The organism is Dysgonomonas sp. 520 (genome assembly GCF_010501095.1).
GTDB lineage: Bacteria > Bacteroidota > Bacteroidia > Bacteroidales > Dysgonomonadaceae > QVMP01.
In genome coordinates, this window is sequence record NZ_QVMP01000006.1 from 140,749 (window position 1) to 161,475 (window position 20,727).

21 protein-coding genes are annotated in these 20,727 nt (G+C 34.0%); 20 read left to right on the top strand and 1 reads right to left on the bottom strand.

The genetic code is table 11. From position 1 onward, the window contains the following. The first annotated feature begins 26 nt into the window (after positions 1 to 26). The 19 genes from D0T56_RS04925 (at position 27) to D0T56_RS05015 (ending at position 19,006) form a co-directional block, all read left to right on the top strand. A complete protein-coding gene (locus tag D0T56_RS04925) occupies positions 27 to 917 on the top strand; it encodes an AraC family transcriptional regulator (protein WP_163319021.1) in 891 nt (296 codons plus the stop codon). Between the two features lie 114 nt (positions 918 to 1,031). Next, the gene (locus tag D0T56_RS04930; protein WP_163319022.1) at positions 1,032 to 1,865 is read left to right on the top strand and encodes a polysaccharide biosynthesis/export family protein; all 834 of its coding nucleotides are present in this window, start codon (positions 1,032 to 1,034) and stop codon (positions 1,863 to 1,865) included. 5 nt (positions 1,866 to 1,870) lie between these two features. Next, positions 1,871 to 4,201 (top strand): tyrosine-protein kinase family protein, encoded by a 2,331-nt coding sequence (locus D0T56_RS04935; RefSeq protein ID WP_163319023.1) that lies wholly within the window; start codon positions 1,871 to 1,873, stop codon positions 4,199 to 4,201. A gap of 3 nt (positions 4,202 to 4,204) precedes the next feature. Continuing rightward, positions 4,205 to 5,653, top strand: coding sequence for an oligosaccharide flippase family protein (locus D0T56_RS04940; RefSeq protein ID WP_163319024.1), 1,449 nt, complete (start codon positions 4,205 to 4,207; stop codon positions 5,651 to 5,653). 36 nt (positions 5,654 to 5,689) lie between these two features. After that, positions 5,690 to 7,042 (top strand): hypothetical protein, encoded by a 1,353-nt coding sequence (locus D0T56_RS04945; protein ID WP_163319025.1) that lies wholly within the window; start codon positions 5,690 to 5,692, stop codon positions 7,040 to 7,042. A gap of 38 nt (positions 7,043 to 7,080) precedes the next feature. After that, a complete protein-coding gene (locus D0T56_RS04950; protein ID WP_163319026.1) occupies positions 7,081 to 8,094 on the top strand; it encodes a glycosyltransferase in 1,014 nt (337 codons plus the stop codon). A 20-nt stretch (positions 8,095 to 8,114) separates the two neighbouring features. Continuing rightward, positions 8,115 to 9,092, top strand: a complete 978-nt coding sequence (locus D0T56_RS04955) for a glycosyltransferase family 1 protein (protein ID WP_163319027.1) — start codon at positions 8,115 to 8,117, stop codon at positions 9,090 to 9,092. 59 nt (positions 9,093 to 9,151) lie between these two features. Continuing rightward, positions 9,152 to 10,195, top strand: a complete 1,044-nt coding sequence (locus D0T56_RS04960; RefSeq protein WP_163319028.1) for a glycosyltransferase family 4 protein — start codon at positions 9,152 to 9,154, stop codon at positions 10,193 to 10,195. Between the two features lies 1 nt (position 10,196). After that, positions 10,197 to 11,327 (top strand): glycosyltransferase, encoded by a 1,131-nt coding sequence (locus D0T56_RS04965; RefSeq protein ID WP_163319029.1) that lies wholly within the window; start codon positions 10,197 to 10,199, stop codon positions 11,325 to 11,327. Between the two features lie 201 nt (positions 11,328 to 11,528). Next, a complete protein-coding gene (locus tag D0T56_RS04970) occupies positions 11,529 to 12,437 on the top strand; it encodes a glycosyltransferase family 2 protein (protein ID WP_163319030.1) in 909 nt (302 codons plus the stop codon). Positions 12,438 to 12,538: 101 nt separating this feature from the next. Next, the gene (locus D0T56_RS04975; protein WP_163319031.1) at positions 12,539 to 13,948 is read left to right on the top strand and encodes a DUF3078 domain-containing protein; all 1,410 of its coding nucleotides are present in this window, start codon (positions 12,539 to 12,541) and stop codon (positions 13,946 to 13,948) included. A 117-nt stretch (positions 13,949 to 14,065) separates the two neighbouring features. After that, positions 14,066 to 14,659 (top strand): TetR/AcrR family transcriptional regulator, encoded by a 594-nt coding sequence (locus D0T56_RS04980; RefSeq protein WP_163319032.1) that lies wholly within the window; start codon positions 14,066 to 14,068, stop codon positions 14,657 to 14,659. A 42-nt stretch (positions 14,660 to 14,701) separates the two neighbouring features. Next, a complete protein-coding gene (gene fabG / locus D0T56_RS04985; protein ID WP_163319033.1) occupies positions 14,702 to 15,448 on the top strand; it encodes a 3-oxoacyl-[acyl-carrier-protein] reductase in 747 nt (248 codons plus the stop codon). A gap of 77 nt (positions 15,449 to 15,525) precedes the next feature. Continuing rightward, positions 15,526 to 16,200, top strand: a complete 675-nt coding sequence (locus D0T56_RS04990) for an RluA family pseudouridine synthase (RefSeq protein WP_163319034.1) — start codon at positions 15,526 to 15,528, stop codon at positions 16,198 to 16,200. A gap of 208 nt (positions 16,201 to 16,408) precedes the next feature. Next, positions 16,409 to 16,963: a hypothetical protein gene (locus D0T56_RS04995; protein WP_163319035.1), complete on the top strand. Its 555-nt coding sequence runs from the start codon at positions 16,409 to 16,411 to the stop codon at positions 16,961 to 16,963. Positions 16,964 to 17,009: 46 nt separating this feature from the next. Further along, on the top strand, positions 17,010 to 17,537 hold the full coding sequence (locus D0T56_RS05000; protein ID WP_163319036.1) for a hypothetical protein: 528 nt from the start codon (positions 17,010 to 17,012) through the stop codon (positions 17,535 to 17,537). A gap of 132 nt (positions 17,538 to 17,669) precedes the next feature. Continuing rightward, entirely contained in the window at positions 17,670 to 17,981 is a 312-nt protein-coding gene (gene rplU, locus D0T56_RS05005; protein ID WP_163319037.1) for a 50S ribosomal protein L21, read from the top strand. Between the two features lie 20 nt (positions 17,982 to 18,001). Then, a complete protein-coding gene (gene rpmA / locus D0T56_RS05010) occupies positions 18,002 to 18,265 on the top strand; it encodes a 50S ribosomal protein L27 (protein ID WP_163319038.1) in 264 nt (87 codons plus the stop codon). A gap of 240 nt (positions 18,266 to 18,505) precedes the next feature. Continuing rightward, positions 18,506 to 19,006, top strand: coding sequence for a flavodoxin (locus D0T56_RS05015; protein ID WP_163319039.1), 501 nt, complete (start codon positions 18,506 to 18,508; stop codon positions 19,004 to 19,006). 261 nt (positions 19,007 to 19,267) lie between these two features. On the opposite strand, the gene D0T56_RS05020 is transcribed toward D0T56_RS05015, so the two are convergent. Beyond that, positions 19,268 to 20,065 carry an AraC family transcriptional regulator gene (locus tag D0T56_RS05020; protein ID WP_163319040.1) on the bottom strand — a complete coding sequence of 266 codons (798 nt, stop codon included), beginning with the start codon at positions 20,063 to 20,065 and terminating at the stop codon, positions 19,268 to 19,270. Positions 20,066 to 20,347: 282 nt separating this feature from the next. On the opposite strand from D0T56_RS05020, the gene D0T56_RS05025 reads away from it, so the two are divergent. Then, positions 20,348 to 20,569, top strand: coding sequence for a hypothetical protein (locus D0T56_RS05025; RefSeq protein WP_163319041.1), 222 nt, complete (start codon positions 20,348 to 20,350; stop codon positions 20,567 to 20,569). The last annotated feature ends 158 nt before the right edge of the window (positions 20,570 to 20,727 follow it).

Below are 20,727 nucleotides of genomic sequence, written 5' to 3' on the forward strand. Positions count from 1 at the left end.
GTTTCTCCCTCAAAAATGATGAAACAATGAAAGATTCGATTCATATAAAATATTTGATAGCAAACGAACAAGATTTGCTTTGGGGCTTGACTGTTAATACAGTTGGCTTTCAGCATATAGAGCCAAACTCTGCATACCCGCCGGGTAATCATCCAACCCGGTATTTATTCTCTACCGAAAGAGGGCGCGTATTGAACGAATATCAGCTTTTATACATAACAAATGGAAGCGGGACTTTTATTTCTGATAATTCAAAAAAGGTAGAAATACGCGAGGGAAATATGTTTTTGTTGTTTCCCGGAGAGTGGCACAGTTACAAGCCGTCGAAACAAACCGGTTGGGATGAATATTGGATCGGATTTCAGGGAATTAATATTGATAATCGCATTCAGAATGGCTTTTTCAATCAGAATAAGCCTGTTTTTCGGGTTGGCTTGCGTGAAGATATTGTACAGCTTTACAAACAGGCAATAGAAGTAGCGAAGGAACAAACGACGGGGTTTCAACAAATGTTGGCAGGAATAGTAAATCACTTGTTAGGCTGTGCGTATACATTAGACAAGCATTTTGTTTTTGAAGACATGCAGGTGGTGAATCAAATAAATAAGGCTAAAATTATTTTTCTGGATAATTTTAAGACCGATATTCGTCCGGAAGATGTGGCCAAACAGGTGAATATGAGCTATTCTTGGTTCAGGCGTATTTTTAAGCAATACATGGGGTTCTCTCCATCTCAATATTTGCAGGAACTGCGAATACAAAAGAGTAAAGAGTTGTTGACAAACACATCAATAACCGTGAAAGAAATTGCCTTTGAAGTTGGTTTTGAGAATCCAGATTACTTTTGTACGGCTTTTAGAAAGAAAACCGGAACAACACCAATCAGGTATCGTGAATTCACACAAGGAGAATTCTAGAAATGTAGAACTAATTAGCTAAATTATGGGTTAATATTGTAATTAATAATTATATAAATTCAAAGTAAAAAAGCTATCTTTGTTTCTTTGTTGAAAATTTATTAAAAATAACAAATGAAAAATAATATTCCCTTTTTAAGTGTATTTGTATTTAGTGCGATTTTATTTTTTTCATCGTGTAATGGTTATAAAGAACTGCCATATTTGGCAAATATAGATGAGTCCACTAAACAAGAATTGTTAACAACAGTTGAAGCTCACGAACCGGTTATTAAGCCAAATGATATTTTGAGTATAATTGTTAATTCAACAATTGTAGGGTCTGTTTCCGATTTTAATTTGCCAATGACTCCTTCAGGAACTTCTTTTGCCAAACAAACAACCATAACAACGGCAAGTCCAACAAGTGGATCTATACAAAACTATTTAGTAGACAAGGGTGGATATATAAATTTTCCGGTACTAGGAGAATTGAAAATAGGCGGAATGACACGAAAAGAAGCTCAAGATTATATCACATCTCTTATCTACCCGAAATATATAGCAGAAAAACCTATTGTGAATATTCGTTTTTTAAACTTTAAAGTGTCTGTGTTGGGAGAGGTTCTTCACCCGGGTACATATGAATCGGATAATGGGCAAATGACTATTCTGGATGCGCTTGCGGCAGCCGGAGATATGACCATTTACGGGAGAAGAGATAATGTTATGTTGGTCAGAATAAAAGACGATGGGGGGATAGATATAAAAAGAATTAATTTGCAGGATAAAAGTTCAATCTTGAATCAGGATGTTTTTTACTTGCAACAAAATGACAAGTTGTATGTAGAAACAAATAAAGCGAAAGGAAATAACTCACGGTTCGGAACATTCGAATCTGTAAGTTTGTCTGCAATATCAATTATTATTTCAATTGTATCAGTTGTAGCTATTATTATTCGTAATTAAAAAAGATGAAAAAAAATAATAAAAATTGGCAAGAGGTAGATAATACTACTGTATTAATTAGTGCATTAAGAGGCTATATAAAGAAATGGAAGTGGTTTGTTCTATCGTTAGCTATCTGTTTGACAATTGGCATCTATAAGGTTTTGACAACAGAAAGACAGTATACAGCATCAATGAAGGTGATGTTTTTTGACGATGGAAACTCAAGTAAAAATTCAAATATGATGGATTTGGGTGCTTTGTCTTTATTTGCACCAACAAATAATTTGAATAATGAACTAATTATATTATCATCACCCGATTTGATAGGTCATGTTGTTGATAGTTTAAATCTGCAAATATCATACTATAAAAAAGGATTTTTTCGCAAAACCGAAATATTTTCAGAATCTCCATTTTATGTGAAACTGGAGAAGGGGGAAAAAGAAATTGTAGCGGATTTCTATATAGAAAAGCAGGGGGAAGGATACAAAGTTGAAGGCTCATATGCTGTTGATGAGAATGAATTTGATATAAACCAAAAGATAGAAAGTTTTCCTGATAATATATTACTTTCGAATGATTTAGGTAAAATTCAAATACAAAAAACAGAGGTCAAGATTGATGATTCGCAGAAATATTATATATCCATTCGAAAAAGAGCATCAGTGGAAGTATCATTGAGTTCATTGTTGAGTGTAGAAGAGGCTATTAAAAGATCAACAATACTAGATGTGAATATTATAAGTAGCAATTCGGAAAAGGGAGCGGCCATATTGAACGAGCTGGTAAGGCAATATAATATAATGAATGCAAGAATAAGTGGAGAAATGGCCAACAATACCTCACTCTTTATAAATGAAAGGCTGAGGGAAATATCTGTAGAATTGGGCGATGTTGAAGGTGATGTTGTTGACTATAAGACAAGAAACAATATAACAGATCTAAGTTCAGAGGCTAAATTATTTATTCAGCAGACAGGACAAAATGAACAAAAATTGATGGAAATAGAGACACAATTAAATGTGTTGTCCCTGATAGAGCGATTTGTAAATGATCTGGCTAACAGATTAAATCTAATTCCAAATTTAGGTATAACAGATGTGGCATTAGCTCAAATAATAACAGAATACAATGCAAAATTGATTAATTATGATCTATTGATAAAAAATACAGGAGATGAGAATCCTGCCCGAGTGAGATTGGTTGAAGATATAAATAATATGCGAAGCAGTATTTCCAGTTCGCTGAAAAACGTAAAGCAAGCATATCTGATATCGAAACAAGATATGCAGAAAATGTTTCGATCTAATCAATCTCGTATACAATCCGTTCCACAGCAAGAAAGAGGGTTGTTGGAGAAAGTAAGGCAACAACAAATAAAAGAAAGTTTGTTCTTATTTTTAATGCAAAAACGAGAAGAGAATAATATTACTATTGCTTCTAGGTCAGATAAGGCTCGCATTGTAGTTTCACCTCGTATAGACACTCCACCGATAGCGCCTCAATCTAAAAAAATACTGTTCATAGCATTTCTAATAGGGTTGTTTGTTCCTATATTGATAATATATTTATCAGGTTTCTTTAAAACAAAAATTTCAAGTCGGGATGATTTAGAGAAATTGTCAGAAGTTAATGTTGTAGGACAAATCGGTAGAAGTGGAAAAGGCGGTATTGCTGTTCAGGAGTCAAGTAATTCGATTGTCTCGGAAATGTTTCGTTCTTTACGTAATAATTTGAATTTTATATTGAAACATGAATTCAATAAACTTATTATTGTAACATCAACTATTTCGGGCGAAGGAAAATCATTTATAAGTCTTAATTTGGCAATAAGCTATGCGTTGTTAGGTAAAAAGGTATTGTTGATTGGTGCTGATATCAGAAATCCGAAACTAAAAGAATACGCAAATATTAAGAAAAAAGAAGGATTAACAGACTATTTGGTAGATCCAAGTAACAAATGGCAAGATTATATCGAGAAATTAAATTTGAACACTGACCTAGGTCTAGATGTTATGATCGCAGGGGCAATTCCTCCAAATCCAAATGAATTGCTGATGACACCCAAATTGAAATCGTTCTTATCCGAAGTGAAGCGAGAGTATGATATTGTTATTTTGGATTCGGCTCCGGTAGGATTAGTGTCAGATACATATCTGATAGATGAGCATATTGACCTAACTCTTTATATCGTAAGAGAGAATGTAACCTCAAAAACGGCTGTTAATTTTATTAACACACAGAAGGAGGAAAACAAGTTACATAATATGTATCTGGTATTGAATGATTCTGTTCTTGATAATAGCTATAAGTATGGTTATGGCAAGGCTTATGGTTATGGTAAGATTAATTAATGAATGAGTAGTATATCAAAAAGCATTTTTTCTGGGGCTCTTTGGACTACGGTTCAAACTGTAGGATTGAAGTTATCTTCTATATTGGGTCAATTGATTTTGGCTTATATATTATCGCCAGAAGACTTTGGAAAAATAGGATTAACCTATACAATAACGAGTATAGGTATTCTATTTCAAAGTTTTGGTTTAACAGATGTCTTAGTAAACAGAGGAAAATCGTTTTTGGTATTAATGCCTTTGGCGAAAAGTGTTAGTCTTATAGGCTCTGTAATATGTTGGATTGTTACAATAATATTGGGGTTTGTTGGTAGTATCTTTTTATATAACGATATTGAAATATTTTATCTTGTAGTGATATTTAGTTTTTCGATACCGTTCGACACACTATCTGTTGTACCCGATAGTAGATTAATGCAACAGTTGAGATTTAAGGATAGGTCATTGATTCAGGTTTATGCTGCTTTCTTGACACAAATCTTAACAGTAGTGTTTGCGCTTTTTTCGTTTGGTGTCTATAGTTTTGTCTTACCAATAACGCTAGTTGCTATTCTAAGATATTTATATATTACGAAGATTTCAGAAACAGGTTTTAGAATATCCTTTACCCTTAGACGTTGGAAACATTTGGTTGTAAATAGCGCTTGGAGTTTTTTATATGCGTTGAGCCAAAGATTAATTCAACAGTTAGACTTTATTATTTTAGGAGTTTTTGTTTTGCAATCAGAGGTTGGCGTCTATTTTTTAGCATTTAGTTTAAGTATTCAGGTTATAGGTTTTTTAGTCGGAGCCATTTCGCCCATAGTGTTTCCTGTTTTGATGCAAGTGCCTAAAGAAGATACGACAACTGTAAAAAATACATTAAATAAACTAACATATATATTAGCTCTGATTGGTATGCCATTTGCATTGTGGCAAGCCGTTTCTGCAGAACCATTGATTAAGTTATTTTTGCAAGATAAATGGATTCCTTGTATACTGATAACTCAAATACTGTCTTTGGGTATTGGTTTTCAGGTTGTTTCTTCTTTATGGGTGGTAACATTGAGAATAAATGGGGAATTTAAAAAACAAGCAGAATTGTCATTTTACTCACTTCTATTATTCGTTATATTGGTTGTTCCCTTAACGTATTTATATAAATCTGTAGGTACAGCTATTGCAGTATCTGCTTATTATATGATAAGTGGACCTGTTTTAAGTTATTTATCTTTTAAGAAGTATGATATTTCATTTATAAAAGTTCTCCACCCATATATAAAATATTTTATTGTTTCCATTGTAATATTTGGTTCTATTTTTTACATCTCCTCTCTAACTGATTGTATTTATATAAAGTTTCTGATGAATGTTATATTATCGCCAATAATATATCTGATAATTATCTATTTTGTTGATAGACAAATGTTTTTAGGTGTGTTGAATTTAGTTAAGAAACGAAATCTTTCATAGAATTTCTAAATAGAATAACTCATAAAAAAGGATTGTATGATAGATAAAATATCAAATAACATATCTTTAGTCCTATTATTATTGCTTGGTATTGGTATTGCTTTTGTTTTGTTTGAACCACCCTTGCTAACACTATTAGGCTTGTTTGTTTTTATATACAATTGTAAAAGATTTTTTTTGAAACAGAAAAAAAATCTTCCGGTATTGGAGTTTATCTTGGTTGTATCAGGGATCCAATGGATTGTAGGTCCTATGATAATGTATCGATTGGTTCCTGAAGAGTTAGGAGTTGATGAAAACAGGTATATGTTGATTACTGCTATAGCATATTTGTGTTTCAGTTTGGGGATGTTGGTAAATAGTAGAGATATAGTTTTAGACAAGGACCAGGTTAGAAGTATATGTGCCGATTTTAAGGTACAATTCATATTAAAATTATTTTCTATTATAGGGATTATTCTTTTACTAGGATCAACGTTTACTACTATGTTTCAAGATATAATATCAACATTATTTATATTGTTAGGTTTATACTCTTCAATAGTACTATTATATACAGACTTGAAGTCTAGATATCTGTATATAGCCTTAATATTATTCTTTTATTTGGTCAAATGTATCCATTTAACAGTTTTTGCAGATCTGATCTCGGTACTCTTTATATTATATATCTTTTTACCTAATATTTATTCATGGGGAACAAAGAAGGTTTTATTAATGACATTGTTGGGTATAATGTTTCTTTTTGTTATAGATACAACGAAAAGATTATATAGACAAGAGGTCTGGGCTACGGAAGCCAGAGAAGTAAATATAGATTTGTTCCTTTCTATTGTGACATCAAGTTCGATAGGGCAAGACGAACAAGCCAGTACGATTAGCCGTTTTAGTTCTGGATCTGTGAATAGTTTAATATTTAAGTACGTTCCTAAAGAAAAAGCTCATACAAAAGGAGAAGTTTTATTAGATGATTTTGCTAATGCTATAGTTCCTAGGGTGTTATATCCTGAAAAAAAAGAAATAGATACAAGAAAAAACTATATGTTGTATACCGGGATATATATAAATGAGGATACATCTGTAGGTATAAATGCTTTAGGTATAGCCTATGCCGAGTTTGGAGTTTTAGGTAGTTATATTTTTATGCTTATTTTGGGATTTTTCTTAAGAAAATCCTTATCTTTCTTTATAAATCTTGGGAAGAAAAATATCTTTTATATTTTTTCAATAGTAATGATATATTCAACATTCTTTAAAGCAGAATATGAATTTGTTTCTTCAGTAAATTCTTTTATTAAATCAACAATTTTTATCTTGATTATTATATTTATACTAACATATAATAATAGACAATTATATGCTTATTCAACAGAGAATGAGTTAGACTGAAATAATTAATAATATAATAAAATAAAATAAATAAACATATGAGAATTGCGATAATCGGGGCAAATAACTACGATACATTAGAGTATAATCTAAAAGATGCTTTTGCACATAATAATTATCATTGCGAAATCTTTGATATTAACAATTCAAAGATTTTTAAAAATAAAATAATATCAAAATATACACTGCAATTGGATATGCAAGGGAGGGGTTTTTTTGATAGTTATGATCAATGGATATTTGACAAAGTTTTTAGAAGAGTTGCTGAGTATCAGCCGGATTTGGTCATTTGTACATATCGTTTTATTCATCCTAAATTTGTATCACGAGTAAAAAAAGAACTGAAATGTAAAATTGTGCATGTAAATCCGGATGCATTAACAACATTCGGTCATCAGCAAGTTTTTGCCTCTGACTATGATGTTTGGTTTTCTAAAGACCCATATATTGTGTCTTTTATGAAAGGGAATCTGCATCTGAATGCCAAATATTATAGTGAAGCGTTTAATTCTCGTATTCATAAACGAATGGAGGTAGATAAAAAAACACTTGAAGATGAGTTGAATATTGATGTAGTGACCTATGGTAACATCTACCCATATCGTAGTAGAATGCTGAAAATATTATTGGATAATAATATTAATTTGAAACTATATGGTGTAAAATCCAAAAGATTTTATGATAATGCTTTAGATAAGGCGTATCAGAATAAATGTATACTAGGTGAGGAAAAAGCAAAAATTCTCTATGGATCCAAGATTGTTTTCAATCAGATGCATTATGCTGAAATTGGGTCTGTTAACAACCGATTTTTTGAAGCGAATGGTTCGGGTGCTTTTCAGTTGTCAGATTATCGTCCTATTCTTAAGGATTTGCTCCCGATAGATCCGGAATTAGTGAGTTTCAGAACAATTGATGAAGGTATTGAAAAAATAAAATATTACCTTGAACACACAGATGAAAGGATTGAGATTGCAGGGAAAGTACATAATCATTTTATCCAAAATTATACATACGATCATTTAATTGAATTTATTCTTAAATCTATATAAATAAAAGGAAGGCACATTTTATGAAAGTTTGTTATATATACAGACAAAAGAGCCGAAATGCGCATAGCATAGAGAATGTATTTCAAACTATATCAGATAATATAGAAGCTTTGGGAATAGAGTCTGTATCTTATTATAGGAACGACTCTTTATTAAAGACTTTTAGGGAAGTGCGAAAACTGAAAGCAGATATATATCATATAACAGGAGATGTGTATTATTTGGCAATGTTTCTCCCTCCTAAGAAAACCATAATGACTATCCATGATATAGGGAGGTATAAGAACCGAAAAAAGAGTCTCAAAAATTTATTGTATGCACTACTGTGGTTCTTGATTCCAACAATGCGAGTGAGAAAAATTACTGTTGTGAGCGAACTTGTGAAAAATGACTTGATCAAATATTTTAAAGTCAAAGAAAATAAAATAAGTATTATACCCAATCCTCTAGTTCAAAAACTAAGTTATAGTGAAAGAAAAAATAAAACATTAGTCCCCAATGTATTACAGATTGGAACAGGAGAGCATAAAAATTTGATAGGACTGATAGAAGCTGTAAAAGGATTAAAATGTAATTTGACAATAATAGGTCACATAGAAGAAAAAATAGATCATCTTCTAAAACTATATGGAATTGAATATAAGAATTATAACGACATAACAAATGAAGAAGTAGTAAAATTGTACGAATTGTGCGATATTGTCTATTTCGCTTCATTTTCGGAAGGGTTTGGATTACCTATTCTGGAAGGACAGGCTATTGGAAGAGCTGTTATAACGAGTAATATAAGTCCGATGAAAGAAGTAAGTGGAGAAGCTGTTTTATTAGTGAATCCTTATGATATACAACAGATAAGAGAGGCTCTAACTTTATTAATGACAAATGAGGAAACCTATAATGAGTTGGTGAAATTGGGATTAAGAAATGTAAGCAAATATGATATACTCCCTATCTGTCAAAAATATGTATCAGCATATAATAGCCTAAAAAATATGTAATTATGTTTGTTTTTTATCAAAATATACTCAGCATACATCAGTCTGCTTTTTTAAGAAGTTTGGCTGAAATTCAGCAAGATGTAACATTGGTTGTTCCCGAAAAGGTGGCCGAGGAAAGAATAAAACAAGGATGGGCTATACCGGATTTTGATAAAGTAAATGTAATAGTTGCTCCTACAACAGAAGATGTGGATCGGTTGCTGAATAGAGAAGATGCATTTCATATTTTTTCGGGAATAAACTCTCATTCCTTGCCTAGTCAAATATTTGAAAAAGCGGTTAAGAAAAAGTTAAAAATAGGAGTTATCCTAGAACCATTCAATTGGTTGGGGTGGAAAGGAAAATTGAGGTTTATTAAATATCTTCTTTTGAGGTTGAGATATAACTCTTCAATTCACTTTGTTTTAACAATAGGAAACAGGGGGAGATGGTGTTATGAAAAAGTAGGATTTACTAAAAATAATATATATGACTGGGCTTATTTTACTGAAAATTATAATGTTGTTAAAATTGGGGAGGGGTTAAAATCTGAAATTGTAAAGGTAATATTTATAGGAAGCATAGATGAGCGAAAAAACATATTACATTTGGTTGATGTTATCTTAAAACTTAACAACAAGAAGTTTAGCTTAGATATTATAGGAAAAGGGCCACTCGAGAATACTTTAATAAGCAAGATTGATAATTGTGAAAATATAAAATATTTAGGAAAAATATCAAATGAAAAGATAGGATCATATATTTCAAATTCTGATATTTTAGTTTTACCTAGTATTTTTGACGGATGGGGCGCAGTGGTTAATGAGGCTTTGATGTGCGGAACATCTGTCATTGCCAGTAGTAATTGTGGATCATCTATCTTATTGGATGGTGAAAAAAGAGGAGAAGTCTATTTCGTGGAAAAAGAAAATTTGGATGAGATAATAAGCAGATGGCTATCAAAAGGTGTTTTAACTTATTCCAGGAGATTAGAAATCAAGGAATGGGCAGAAACGAATATTTCAGGAAAAGTAGCGGCTAATTATTTCATTGAAATTATCAATCATATTTGCGATAATACAGAAAGGCCAATAGCTCCGTGGATAAAAAATAAAAATAAATGAAATGAGAATATTAAATACAATTTCAAGTTTGGGAGTAAATAGTGGAGGACCAACCCAAAGTCTGTATTTCACAGTAAAAGAGTTGCATAATATTGGTTTAAATGTAGATATTTTATCTTATTATCCATCCGAAGGTGACAGTATTATATCGGATGAAAAATTTATTATTTCTTTAAAAACCTCAAAAGGGATATTGGCTTATTCCCCAGAATATAAAAAATCTCTAATAAATAGTGATTATGATATTTATCATACACACGGTATTTGGGAATATCCCAATTATATAACTTCTAAGATAGCAAAAAGAAAAGGGAAGCCTTATGTCGTTACATTGCATGGAATGTTGTATCCACAAGCAATGCGTATCAAAAGTCATGAAAAAAGGATATTGTTAAAACTCTTTTTTCAAAAAATCATAAATAATGCAGCAGCAGTTCATGCTACATGTTTGGATGAAATGAATTATGCCAGAGAATTGGGAATAACTTCACCTATAGCTGTTATTCCTAATCCTGTTGAGATTTCAGAGAATACAACCATATCCAATCCTGATAAAGTTCGGATTGGATATTTAGGTCGTATACGAGCACGTTCTCTGAAAAATGTAGATAGGTTAATCTATATTTGGGATAAATTGAGAGACTCTATAGCTGATGCCGAATTAGTGATTATAGGGGGAGGGGATGATGCCTATCTTGATTTTTTGAAAAGTGAGGTGAAAAGACTAGGTTTAAATAATGTAGTCTTCACCGGATTTTTATCAGGAGAAGCAAAAAATAAAGCAATAAATTCACTTTCTTATTTGGCAGTTCCTAGCGATTTTGAGAGCTTTGGAATGATTGTACCAGAGGCATTGACTAGAGGTATTCCTGTAATAGCATCAAAAGGAACCCCTTGGGAAGAATTGAATACTCATAATTGTGGATGGTGGGTAGATAATGATATTGATACTTTTGCAAATGCTATAAAGGAAGCAATTTCTTTGTCTGATCAAAAACGTTTGGAAATGGCTGATAATGGAAGGAAATTGATAAGAGAGAATTATTCAATGGAAGTGGTTTCCAAAATGTTTTTACAGTTATATAATTGGATAAATAGTGGAGAGAATAAACCGAATTTTGTCTATCTATAATTATATACGATGAAACCGTCTAGACTTTTTCGTTTTATTCAATTTTGTCATCCTGAGAGTATCGAAGGATCTGTTTTTTAGATGTTTCACTACGTTCAACATGACAAAAACTCAAAAATTAAGTATAATTTAAAAAGTCTAGATGACTTCGATATATAGATTTGGGAAATTATCAAACGTTAATAATTAAAATAAACAACAATGTTGGATTTATCTGTAATCGTATTAACATATAATGAGGAAATACACATTCGTCGTTGTATAGAGAATGTTAAATCTTTGGCAAAAGATATTTTTATTGTTGATTCATATTCCACTGATAATACTTTGCATATTGCAGAAGAACTAGGAGCAAAAATTTACCAAAATAAGTGGGTGAATAATTATGCAAAACAATTTAATTGGGGGTTAGAAAATCTTCCTATCCGAACAAAGTGGGTTTTGCGTCTTGATGCAGATGAATATTTGACAGAAGAACTTATTAACGAATTGAAAGAAAAGTTATCTAATTTGGATGAATCAGTAACAGGTATTATGATTCCTCTTAGGAGAACTTTTATGGGTAAATTTGTGAAAAGAGGAGTAGGCGAAGTTACCCAAATGCGATTCTTTCAATACGGGAAGGCTCAGTGTGAAGTGCGCTTCATGGATGAGCATATACAGTTATTGGAAGGAGAAGCTGTAAGTTTTAATGGAGCTTGGGTTGATGATAATCTGAATACAATTGGTTGGTGGACCACGAAACATAATGGATACTCGATCAGGGAGGCTATTGATTTGTTAGATTTAGAATTTAATTTGACAAATACAATGAGCGATGAAAATGAAAAAATGCTCACTCCTGAGTCGCAAGCAAAGAGGAATAAAAAATTGAAATATGCTAAGATGCCTCTGTTTTTCAGATCTTTTCTTTATTTCATCTATCGTTATATTTTCAAATTTGGCTTTACAGAGGGAAAAGAAGGCTTTCTTTGGCATTTTCTTCAAGGTTGGTGGTATCGAACATTGGTTGATGCAAAAGTGTTCGAAATAAAAAAGGCTTGCGGAAATGACAGGGGAAAAATGATAAAATACATAAAGGACAGGTATGGAATTGATTGTTTAAGCTAATATTCTCATTTGTTAATATACATAAAAAGGATTTATAATCTCTCAACAAATGTATTATCTTTGCGTGCTTCATATATGACTGGTTTTACAAAGAAAACTGAATGAAACAATTTATTTTTTGTATTAGCATTATTATAATTTTTATTGTTTTTTCTGGTAGATTGAATGCACAGATAGGTAATGTTGCGGAAACTAATGCCAAAAATGTATCTCTTTTATCCGATTCGTTGTATAGTGCAGAACATACCAATAAGCATTTTCTGCAAAGAGGAGAGAATGGACTGATTGTGATGCCTCAGAACGATTGGCTTCCGTTCAATAATTTTGTTTCGTTCAAAGATACAATGTTCATTGAGCCATATTTCCTTCCGGTTGTGTTTGATGGACGGGTCTTGCCAAGGGATTTAAGTTTTACAAAACAAGAAAAAAAATCTGAGATTGCTCCCGATTTTCATCTGATAAGTCCCGATTCCACGTTTGCCCCTATGTTGGATCGGATGAAATTGCTGAAAAATTTGAGACAAAATTATTATCTAAATCATCCGGATTTAGTAAACTATAACGCATTGGCTTTCGATCAGGTTTCGGATTCGGAATCGACAATTCCTAAACAAAATGTATTCAGGGATTTGATTTCGGTGGAAAGAAACTCTACAATGCCATCTTTTGACCTGGAAAAATATGAGACAAAGAAGGTGTTTTGGTTGAAAAACGGAGAACACTCTCTTCAGGTGTCGCAAACCCGATTGTCTAAAAACTGGGCATCGGGCGGGAAAAACAATTTCAGCATACAAAACTATCATAAAATAAACCTGAACTATAAAAGGAAAAAAGTTTGGTGGAATAATACTTTCGAATGGAAAGTGAATCTGCAGCAAACACCAGCCGATACGATAAATAAAGTGAGTGTAACGGAAGACTTCCTGAGGTTATACAGCGTTTTTGGCTTAGATGCCTATAAAAAATGGTCGTATACAGTCAATCTCGAAGCAAAAACACCAATATTCAATGGTTATCCGGTAAATTCAGCCAAGAGGATAACTTCGTTCCTTTCTCCCTTGCAGGTGAATGTTGGAGCAGGTATGAGCTATTCTTTTGAACGGAAATCGAAAGTCAATAAATACAGGAATACGAAATTCTCTGCCGATTTGGCACCAATATCTATTCAATATAAATATGTGGAGGACGACAAGGTTGATGAAACCCGTTTTGGTATAAAAAAAGGGAAAAAAGCAAATACGGCATACGGATCTACGATAAATGCAAATCTGACTTATAACTATAATCAGGCATCGAATTTTACCTCCCGTTTCAAATATTTCTCCAACTATGAGTCGGTTGTGGTTGAGTCTGAAAATAAATTCACAATGAGTCTGAACCGCTTCTTTTCCACATCAATATATCTTTATCTGCGGTTCGATGATAGTGTGGATATTGCTAAGAAAGACAGAGATTTAGGGTATTTTCAGTATAATGAGATATTAGGATTTGGATTGAACTATAAATGGTGATTTCGTCAGAAAACCTGATTTTTCGTACTCATTTCTTCCATTCATTTTGTCGTGTTTCCAATATTTTCTATTACTTTTGCACATAATAATAAAACTTGTGCAGTTTTTTAGTTAGTTATGGCTATCGCTAAAACCCGAAATATGTTGATTGATGTGGCGAGACAATTGTTCGCTAAGCTTGGTGTCGAAAATACCACGATGAACGATATTGCTGCAGCATCGAAAAAGGGACGGCGAACTCTTTACACATATTTTAATAACAAAAACGAAGTGTATCAGGCTGTTGTGGAGTCTGAACTGGAGCAGTTGTACACTGAGCTACAAGCTGTGGCCCAGAAAGATTTGCCTGCCGACGAAAAACTTCTCGATTATATTCAGACCAGGCTGGATACCGTGAAAAAAGTAGTTTTCAGAAATGGTACGCTCAAAGCGGATTTCTTTCGAGATATTTGGCGGGTGCAGAATGTACGGAAGTCTTTCGATAGAAAAGAAATTCAAATATTGAAAGACATATTGCAAAAAGGGGTGGACGACGATACCCTTGAAATGCCGGATGTTGACCTGACCGCAGAAATATTGCATCATGCCCTGAAAGGCATTGAAGTGCCCTATATCAGGGGATTGATTAATCCGGAAAATGCAAAGAACAAACGTCAACACAACAATATCGCATTTCTTATTTTCCAGGGAATCAAAAAGAAAAAAAGATAAATACAATTCTATAATTTTTTAAGAATAACTAAACATTTAATTATGAAATTACTTGAAGGAAAAACAGCCATTATTACAGGTGCTGCCAGAGGTATTGGTAAAGCAATTGCTTTGAAATTTGCGCAAGAAGGCGCTAATATCGCATTCACCGATTTGGCTATTGACGATAATGCAAAACAAACAGAAACAGAATTGGCTGCTTACGGTGTGAAAGTGAAAGGTTATGCTTCTAACGCAGCAGACTTTGACGACACGCACAAAGTGGTTGGAGATATAGTTAACGATTTCGGAAAAGTTGATATTCTTGTAAATAATGCGGGTATCACTCGTGATGGGTTGTTGATGCGTATGACAGAACAACAGTGGGATATGGTGATCAATGTAAACCTGAAATCGGCATTTAACTTCATTCATGCTTTGACTCCTGTTTTCATGAAACAAAAATCAGGAAATATAATAAACATGAGTTCGGTTGTAGGTCTTTCCGGTAATGCCGGACAAACAAACTATTCGGCGTCGAAAGCAGGTATGATCGGTTTGGCCAAATCGACAGCTAAAGAATTGGGATCGAGAAATGTACGTGCAAATTGCATTTGCCCTGGATTTATTATCACAGAAATGACAGGAGTTTTGTCGGACGATGTTAAGAAAAAATGGGCAGAACAAATACCACTTCGTCGTGGCGGAACACCCGAAGATGTGGCAAATGTTGCCGTATTCTTGGCGTCAGACCTTTCGGCGTATGTAACAGGACAGGCAATTCCTGTTTGCGGCGGAATGAATATGTAATAACAAGATATCTAAATAATTTAAAGAAAGACATCGAGATTATGTATCTTTGTGTCTTTCTTTTTTTTGAAGCAATTATGACAGTATTGTACGAAGACAACCATATAATTATAGTCAATAAAACCGTTTCTGAAATTGTTCAGGGCGATAAAACAGGAGACAAGCCGCTTTCCGAGATAGTGAAAGAGTGGCTGAAAGAAAAATATAACAAACCCGGAAACGTGTTTTGTGGAGTGACTCATCGTCTCGACCGTCCTGTAAGCGGTATCGTCGTTTTTGCAAAGACCAGCAAGGCTCTTAGCCGGTTGAATGAGATGTTCAAAGACAAAGAAGTGACTAAAACTTATTGGGCAATAGTGAAAAACGCACCAAAGATAAGCGAAGGAACACTTGTACATTATTTGGTGAAAAACGAGAAGCAAAATAAATCGTACGCTTACGAAAAAGAGAAGCCAAATTCGAAGAAAGCAATATTGCATTACAAACTGATAGCGAAATCGGATGGGTATAACTTATTGGAGATTGATCTGGAAACAGGCAGGCACCATCAAATTCGTTGCCAGCTGTCAGAAATGGGCTGTCCGATAAAAGGAGATTTGAAATATGGGGCAGAGCGTTCCAATCCGGATGGAGGTATTAGTTTACATGCCCGAAAGATAAGTTTCATACATCCGGTATCTAAAATTGAGGTCGAGGTTGAAGCTCCCGTACCCGACGATAAATTATGGAAATTTTTCGAAAATAATGAATAAACTATAAAACAAATCAGAATTCGTTACGTTTATTAATTATGAAACCGTCTAGACTTTTTAAATTATACTTAATTTTTGAGTTTTTGTCATGTTGAACGTAGTGAAACATCTAAGAAAACAGATCCTTCGATACTCTCAGGATGACAAAATTGAATAAAAAGAAAAAGTCTAGACGGTTTCTATGTAAACGAATTAGCTTTTGTCCGGAATGGAAAAGTATCTATATATAATCGTGATAAGCATGCTGGCAGTGTTCGGTTTCTCTTCGTGTAGCGATGATGAAAGTTTCTATAAGGGAGATGCCGCTCGCGAAGCCTTGAAGCATAAATGGAATGTCAGTTCGATAGAAGTGAAAACGAACGATGGCCAAAAAGATGAAATCCCCAATTTTATACTGAAAACATTTCTGCTAAATACAAAGCAGTATGCCGAAACGTTTGATGGTCAGCAACTAAAGACTGTTGTTGAGGCAAAAGACCCGGCATTGTTTGAACCCATCCAACTGTCGGAGCGATATGTTGTGATGGATGACAATTTGTATGTAGAAAGTCAGTTGTTGGGTAACCAGAACATACCCTACACCTTCAAGGTTTCGGATAAAACATTGATCGTGCAATTTAAGTTTAACAAGCAAATGTTTGAGCAGATATTGCAATTGATAGGAACGAATATAGATCCTGCCATACAGGCTCAGATAGAAGCATTTTTAGCAGATCTGCCCGATGACTTTTCGGGAGAAATAATTAAAAAATTGAAAAGATAATTTATTCTTCTAAGAGATAACAACAATAACAACAATTCGAACCCAAATGAAAAAATTCTTTTATTTACTAACTATTTGTATTCTTACTTCAGTAGCATTTTCTTCTTGCGGAGACGATGATGACGATTATTTAAGCGGAGATGCGGCCAAAGGTGCCATTAAGGGTAAATGGGTGCTGAAAACTATGACAATGAGTTCAAATTCATCGGAAATGGACAGACTGATGAACATGGCTTTTGCATACTCGTTAAAAACGACGGAAATGAGTATGATATTCAACGAAACTACTGTAGAATCGACAATGAAGTATAAAGATGGATCTTCGCCTCAAATAGTAACGGAAGATTATTACATTGAAGATAATGTGTTATATGTAAATGATGAAGCCTTAAATGATATTGTTGCCAGCAATTTTCGGATATCTAAAAATAATCTGGAGATTACGCAAAAGAACATCGATCGGAATATGCTGATTGAAATGTTGACAAGTGACGATATAGACGGCATTGAACAAATAATAAATATGATACCTAATGGATTTTCGGGACAGATAACAATGAAGCTGAAAAGATAATTTATCGGTATAAACTATTGTTTTTTACGAAGATTTGTTGTAATTTCGCATCCCGATTGCCAATAGGCCGATAAGTAACCACACTAAAGTGGTTCGCCTCAGGCACATAACTTGTAAAAGTATTTATTGCAAATGTACGCAATTGTAGACATTCAAGGACAACAGTTCAGAGTTGAACAAGGACAAAAACTATTTGTCCACAGAACTTCGGCAGACAAAGGTGCTGACGTAGAATTCGAAAAAGTATTATTAGTTGACAATTCAGGTAAAGTAGCTATCGGCGCTCCTTATGTTGATGGAGCAAAAGTGGTTCTTACAGTAGGCGACCAAGTGAAAGGCGACAAAGTTCTGATCTTCCACAAAAAGAGAAGAAAAGGTTATCGCAAATTGAACGGTCACCGTCAACAATTTACAGAAGTAACTGTAAAAGAAATTATTGCTTAACAGATTAAAAAGAGAAGAAAATGGCACATAAGAAAGGTGTAGGTAGTTCGAAGAATGGTCGTGAATCGGAAAGTAAACGACTAGGCGTGAAGGCTTTCGGTGGAGAAGCTGTTAAAGCAGGCAACATCATCGTTCGTCAAAGAGGTACAACTCATCATCCTGGCGAAAACGTAGGTATGGGAAAAGACCATACATTGTTTGCCCTTGTTGATGGAACAGTTGTTTTCCGTAGAAAGAAAAATGAAAGATCGTTTGTTTCTGTACTTCCAAAAGCAGAAGCATAAATAGATAAAAGGTTTATATTTAAGGCTGTATGGGACACCATGCAGCCTTATTTTTTTTACTAATTATGCTAATCGGTGTTCTCGAATTTAACCCAATATTTTTCAATCACAAATTCGCATTAATTATTTATTGTGATTATTTGTCCGTTATTTCATTATTTTTCGGTATTGATAGAGAACCCGCAAAAGGCTTACTTTGCTTCATGTTTGAATCAGAAAACCTCTAAATATAAAAGAATAATGGCAAAAATTGGAATTTACTACGGATCGGATACAGGCAATACACAAACAGTAGCACAAGACTTGGCAAAGGCACTGGATGTAAGCACCGAAAATGTATTTGATGTAAGCAAAGCCGGTGCAGATTTTTCGGTTTATGATGTATTGTTGTTCGGAAGTTCGACAATGGGGTACGGCGATTTGCAAGACGATTGGGATGCCTTTCTGGATAAAGTGAAGTCTGTGGATTTGTCCGGTAAAAAAGTCGCGATTTTTGGTTGTGGCGACTCAGCTTCGTATAGCGACACGTTTTGCGATGCGGTAGGTAAAATTTATGAAGTGGTAAGGGCGCAAGGTGCAGAGGTTATAGGGCATACAAGCACCGAAGGATATACTTTCGATAGCTCGGAAGCCTTGGTCGACGGACAGTTTGTTGGTCTTCTGATTGACGAAGATAACGAATCGGATCAGACGGCGGGTCGTATTGCGGCTTGGGTAGACGATCTGAAAAAGAAAATATAATTTAGGTTGGTGACTTAAAACTCACCACAAAAAGTGGCGTCCCAATTTGTGGATTAGTGCCATACTCATACTGTTTAATCATTTCTATTGATAGTTTTTTAGTTGATCATGAAACCTCAATGATGAGATATCATTGGGGTTTTCTCTTTCTGAAATATCGGGGAGAATGCTTGTCTGATTCTGAAATTTTGCTTACTTTTGTACTTGAGCAATTGTAAAATAAAGGCATCTGTCACTATGTAAGTGACGGATGTTTTGTTTTTAAGTATATTGTTTTATTCTGTTTTTTCGCCTGATTTCGGACGGCGAACTCCCCAGATTTTTGTGGCAAAATTCATTGAAATGAGATAGAGTAACAAACCGGTGATCTATGGATATCTGTTTCACACTTTTGTTTGTATTGCAAAGCTCATAATAAACCATTTTTCTCCTTTGTTGAGTAATCCACGAATAGGCCGATATGCCGAAACTTCTCTTGAATCTTTTGTTAAATCCCGAATAGCTATAGTTCATTATCTCAGCTAGTTGGCGCACCGATCGTACTTCAGATAAATGATTGTATACTTTTTCCGAAAAGTTCAGGTCTTCATTAGGCATCGTGCTGAAAAATCCTTGCAGTTGTTCGTTTGTGTAGAAATTTCGGAGGATGTAGCCGAACTCTTTCACCTTCAAATCCAGCAAATAGTTGCTATCAATCCCTTTGTCCTTATATTCTTTGAGTGTGCAGGCATAGGTGGTAACCACTGGGATAACCGGCAGAGACGAAATACTATTCCCTTGTTGTTTGGTTGATCGCTCAACAGAATTTAGGATGTTGCAGATGCCCGATTGGCTGTAGAAGTAGATTGAAACTACCAGAGAGTCTTTTGTGGCTGTTATAAACACCTTGTCCTGAGAGGGATAAAAGATCATATTAGAACTTGTGAGTTGAGAAAATGTATGTGTTTTTATTTCTCCCTCCAACACAAGAATTATTTTATTACTCCCTTCGTCTAAATTCCATACCTGCCCTTTTTTCAGAGAGAGGAATTCTATCGGTTTGTCATTTTGGGATTTCATATCAGTTTGTTGTTTAAGTGTTTGTATTTGTGCATGTTTAACTAATGTATTACAATTATTTTCTGAATAAACCACTCTGTTCGAGCTAATAAATAGCTGTTTTATAAATGTTTATGGCGAAACAGACTACCTGTCTGATCATGAATATTGTATCATGTTTCACTAATGTTTCACTTTTGCATATATGGGTTTGGGTATTTTGCTGATTGTCAATAAAATATGTGTGTTAAAACCCATCCTCCGTCACTTACATAGTGATGGATTTGTAAAGGTTTGATATTTATGTATTTAATGTGTTTTATGTTTTTTGTGTTTCGGGCAGACAGGAAGACTGCCCCTACGAACAAAAGAATGCGGGTAGGGGCGAATAACATTCGCCCGCATATATCCTTTCTTTCGGGCGTAAGATTTTACGCCCCTACTTTCGGGCAGTCCGGAAGCCTGCCCCTGCAAACTACCCCAAAAGAAGGAGGAGGTAATTCCCTCTCTTTTGCAGAGGATTAGGGTGAGGTGTAGATATGGGGTTTTACTCCACCCACAATTGACGTTATTCAAATAATCAGAATAAGATATATACAACTTTATCAAATACAAGATTCAGGTAATTAATTTAAGTTGCTACTTAAAATTTTCTAATAAAAAAGGCCAATCCATTACTTTTG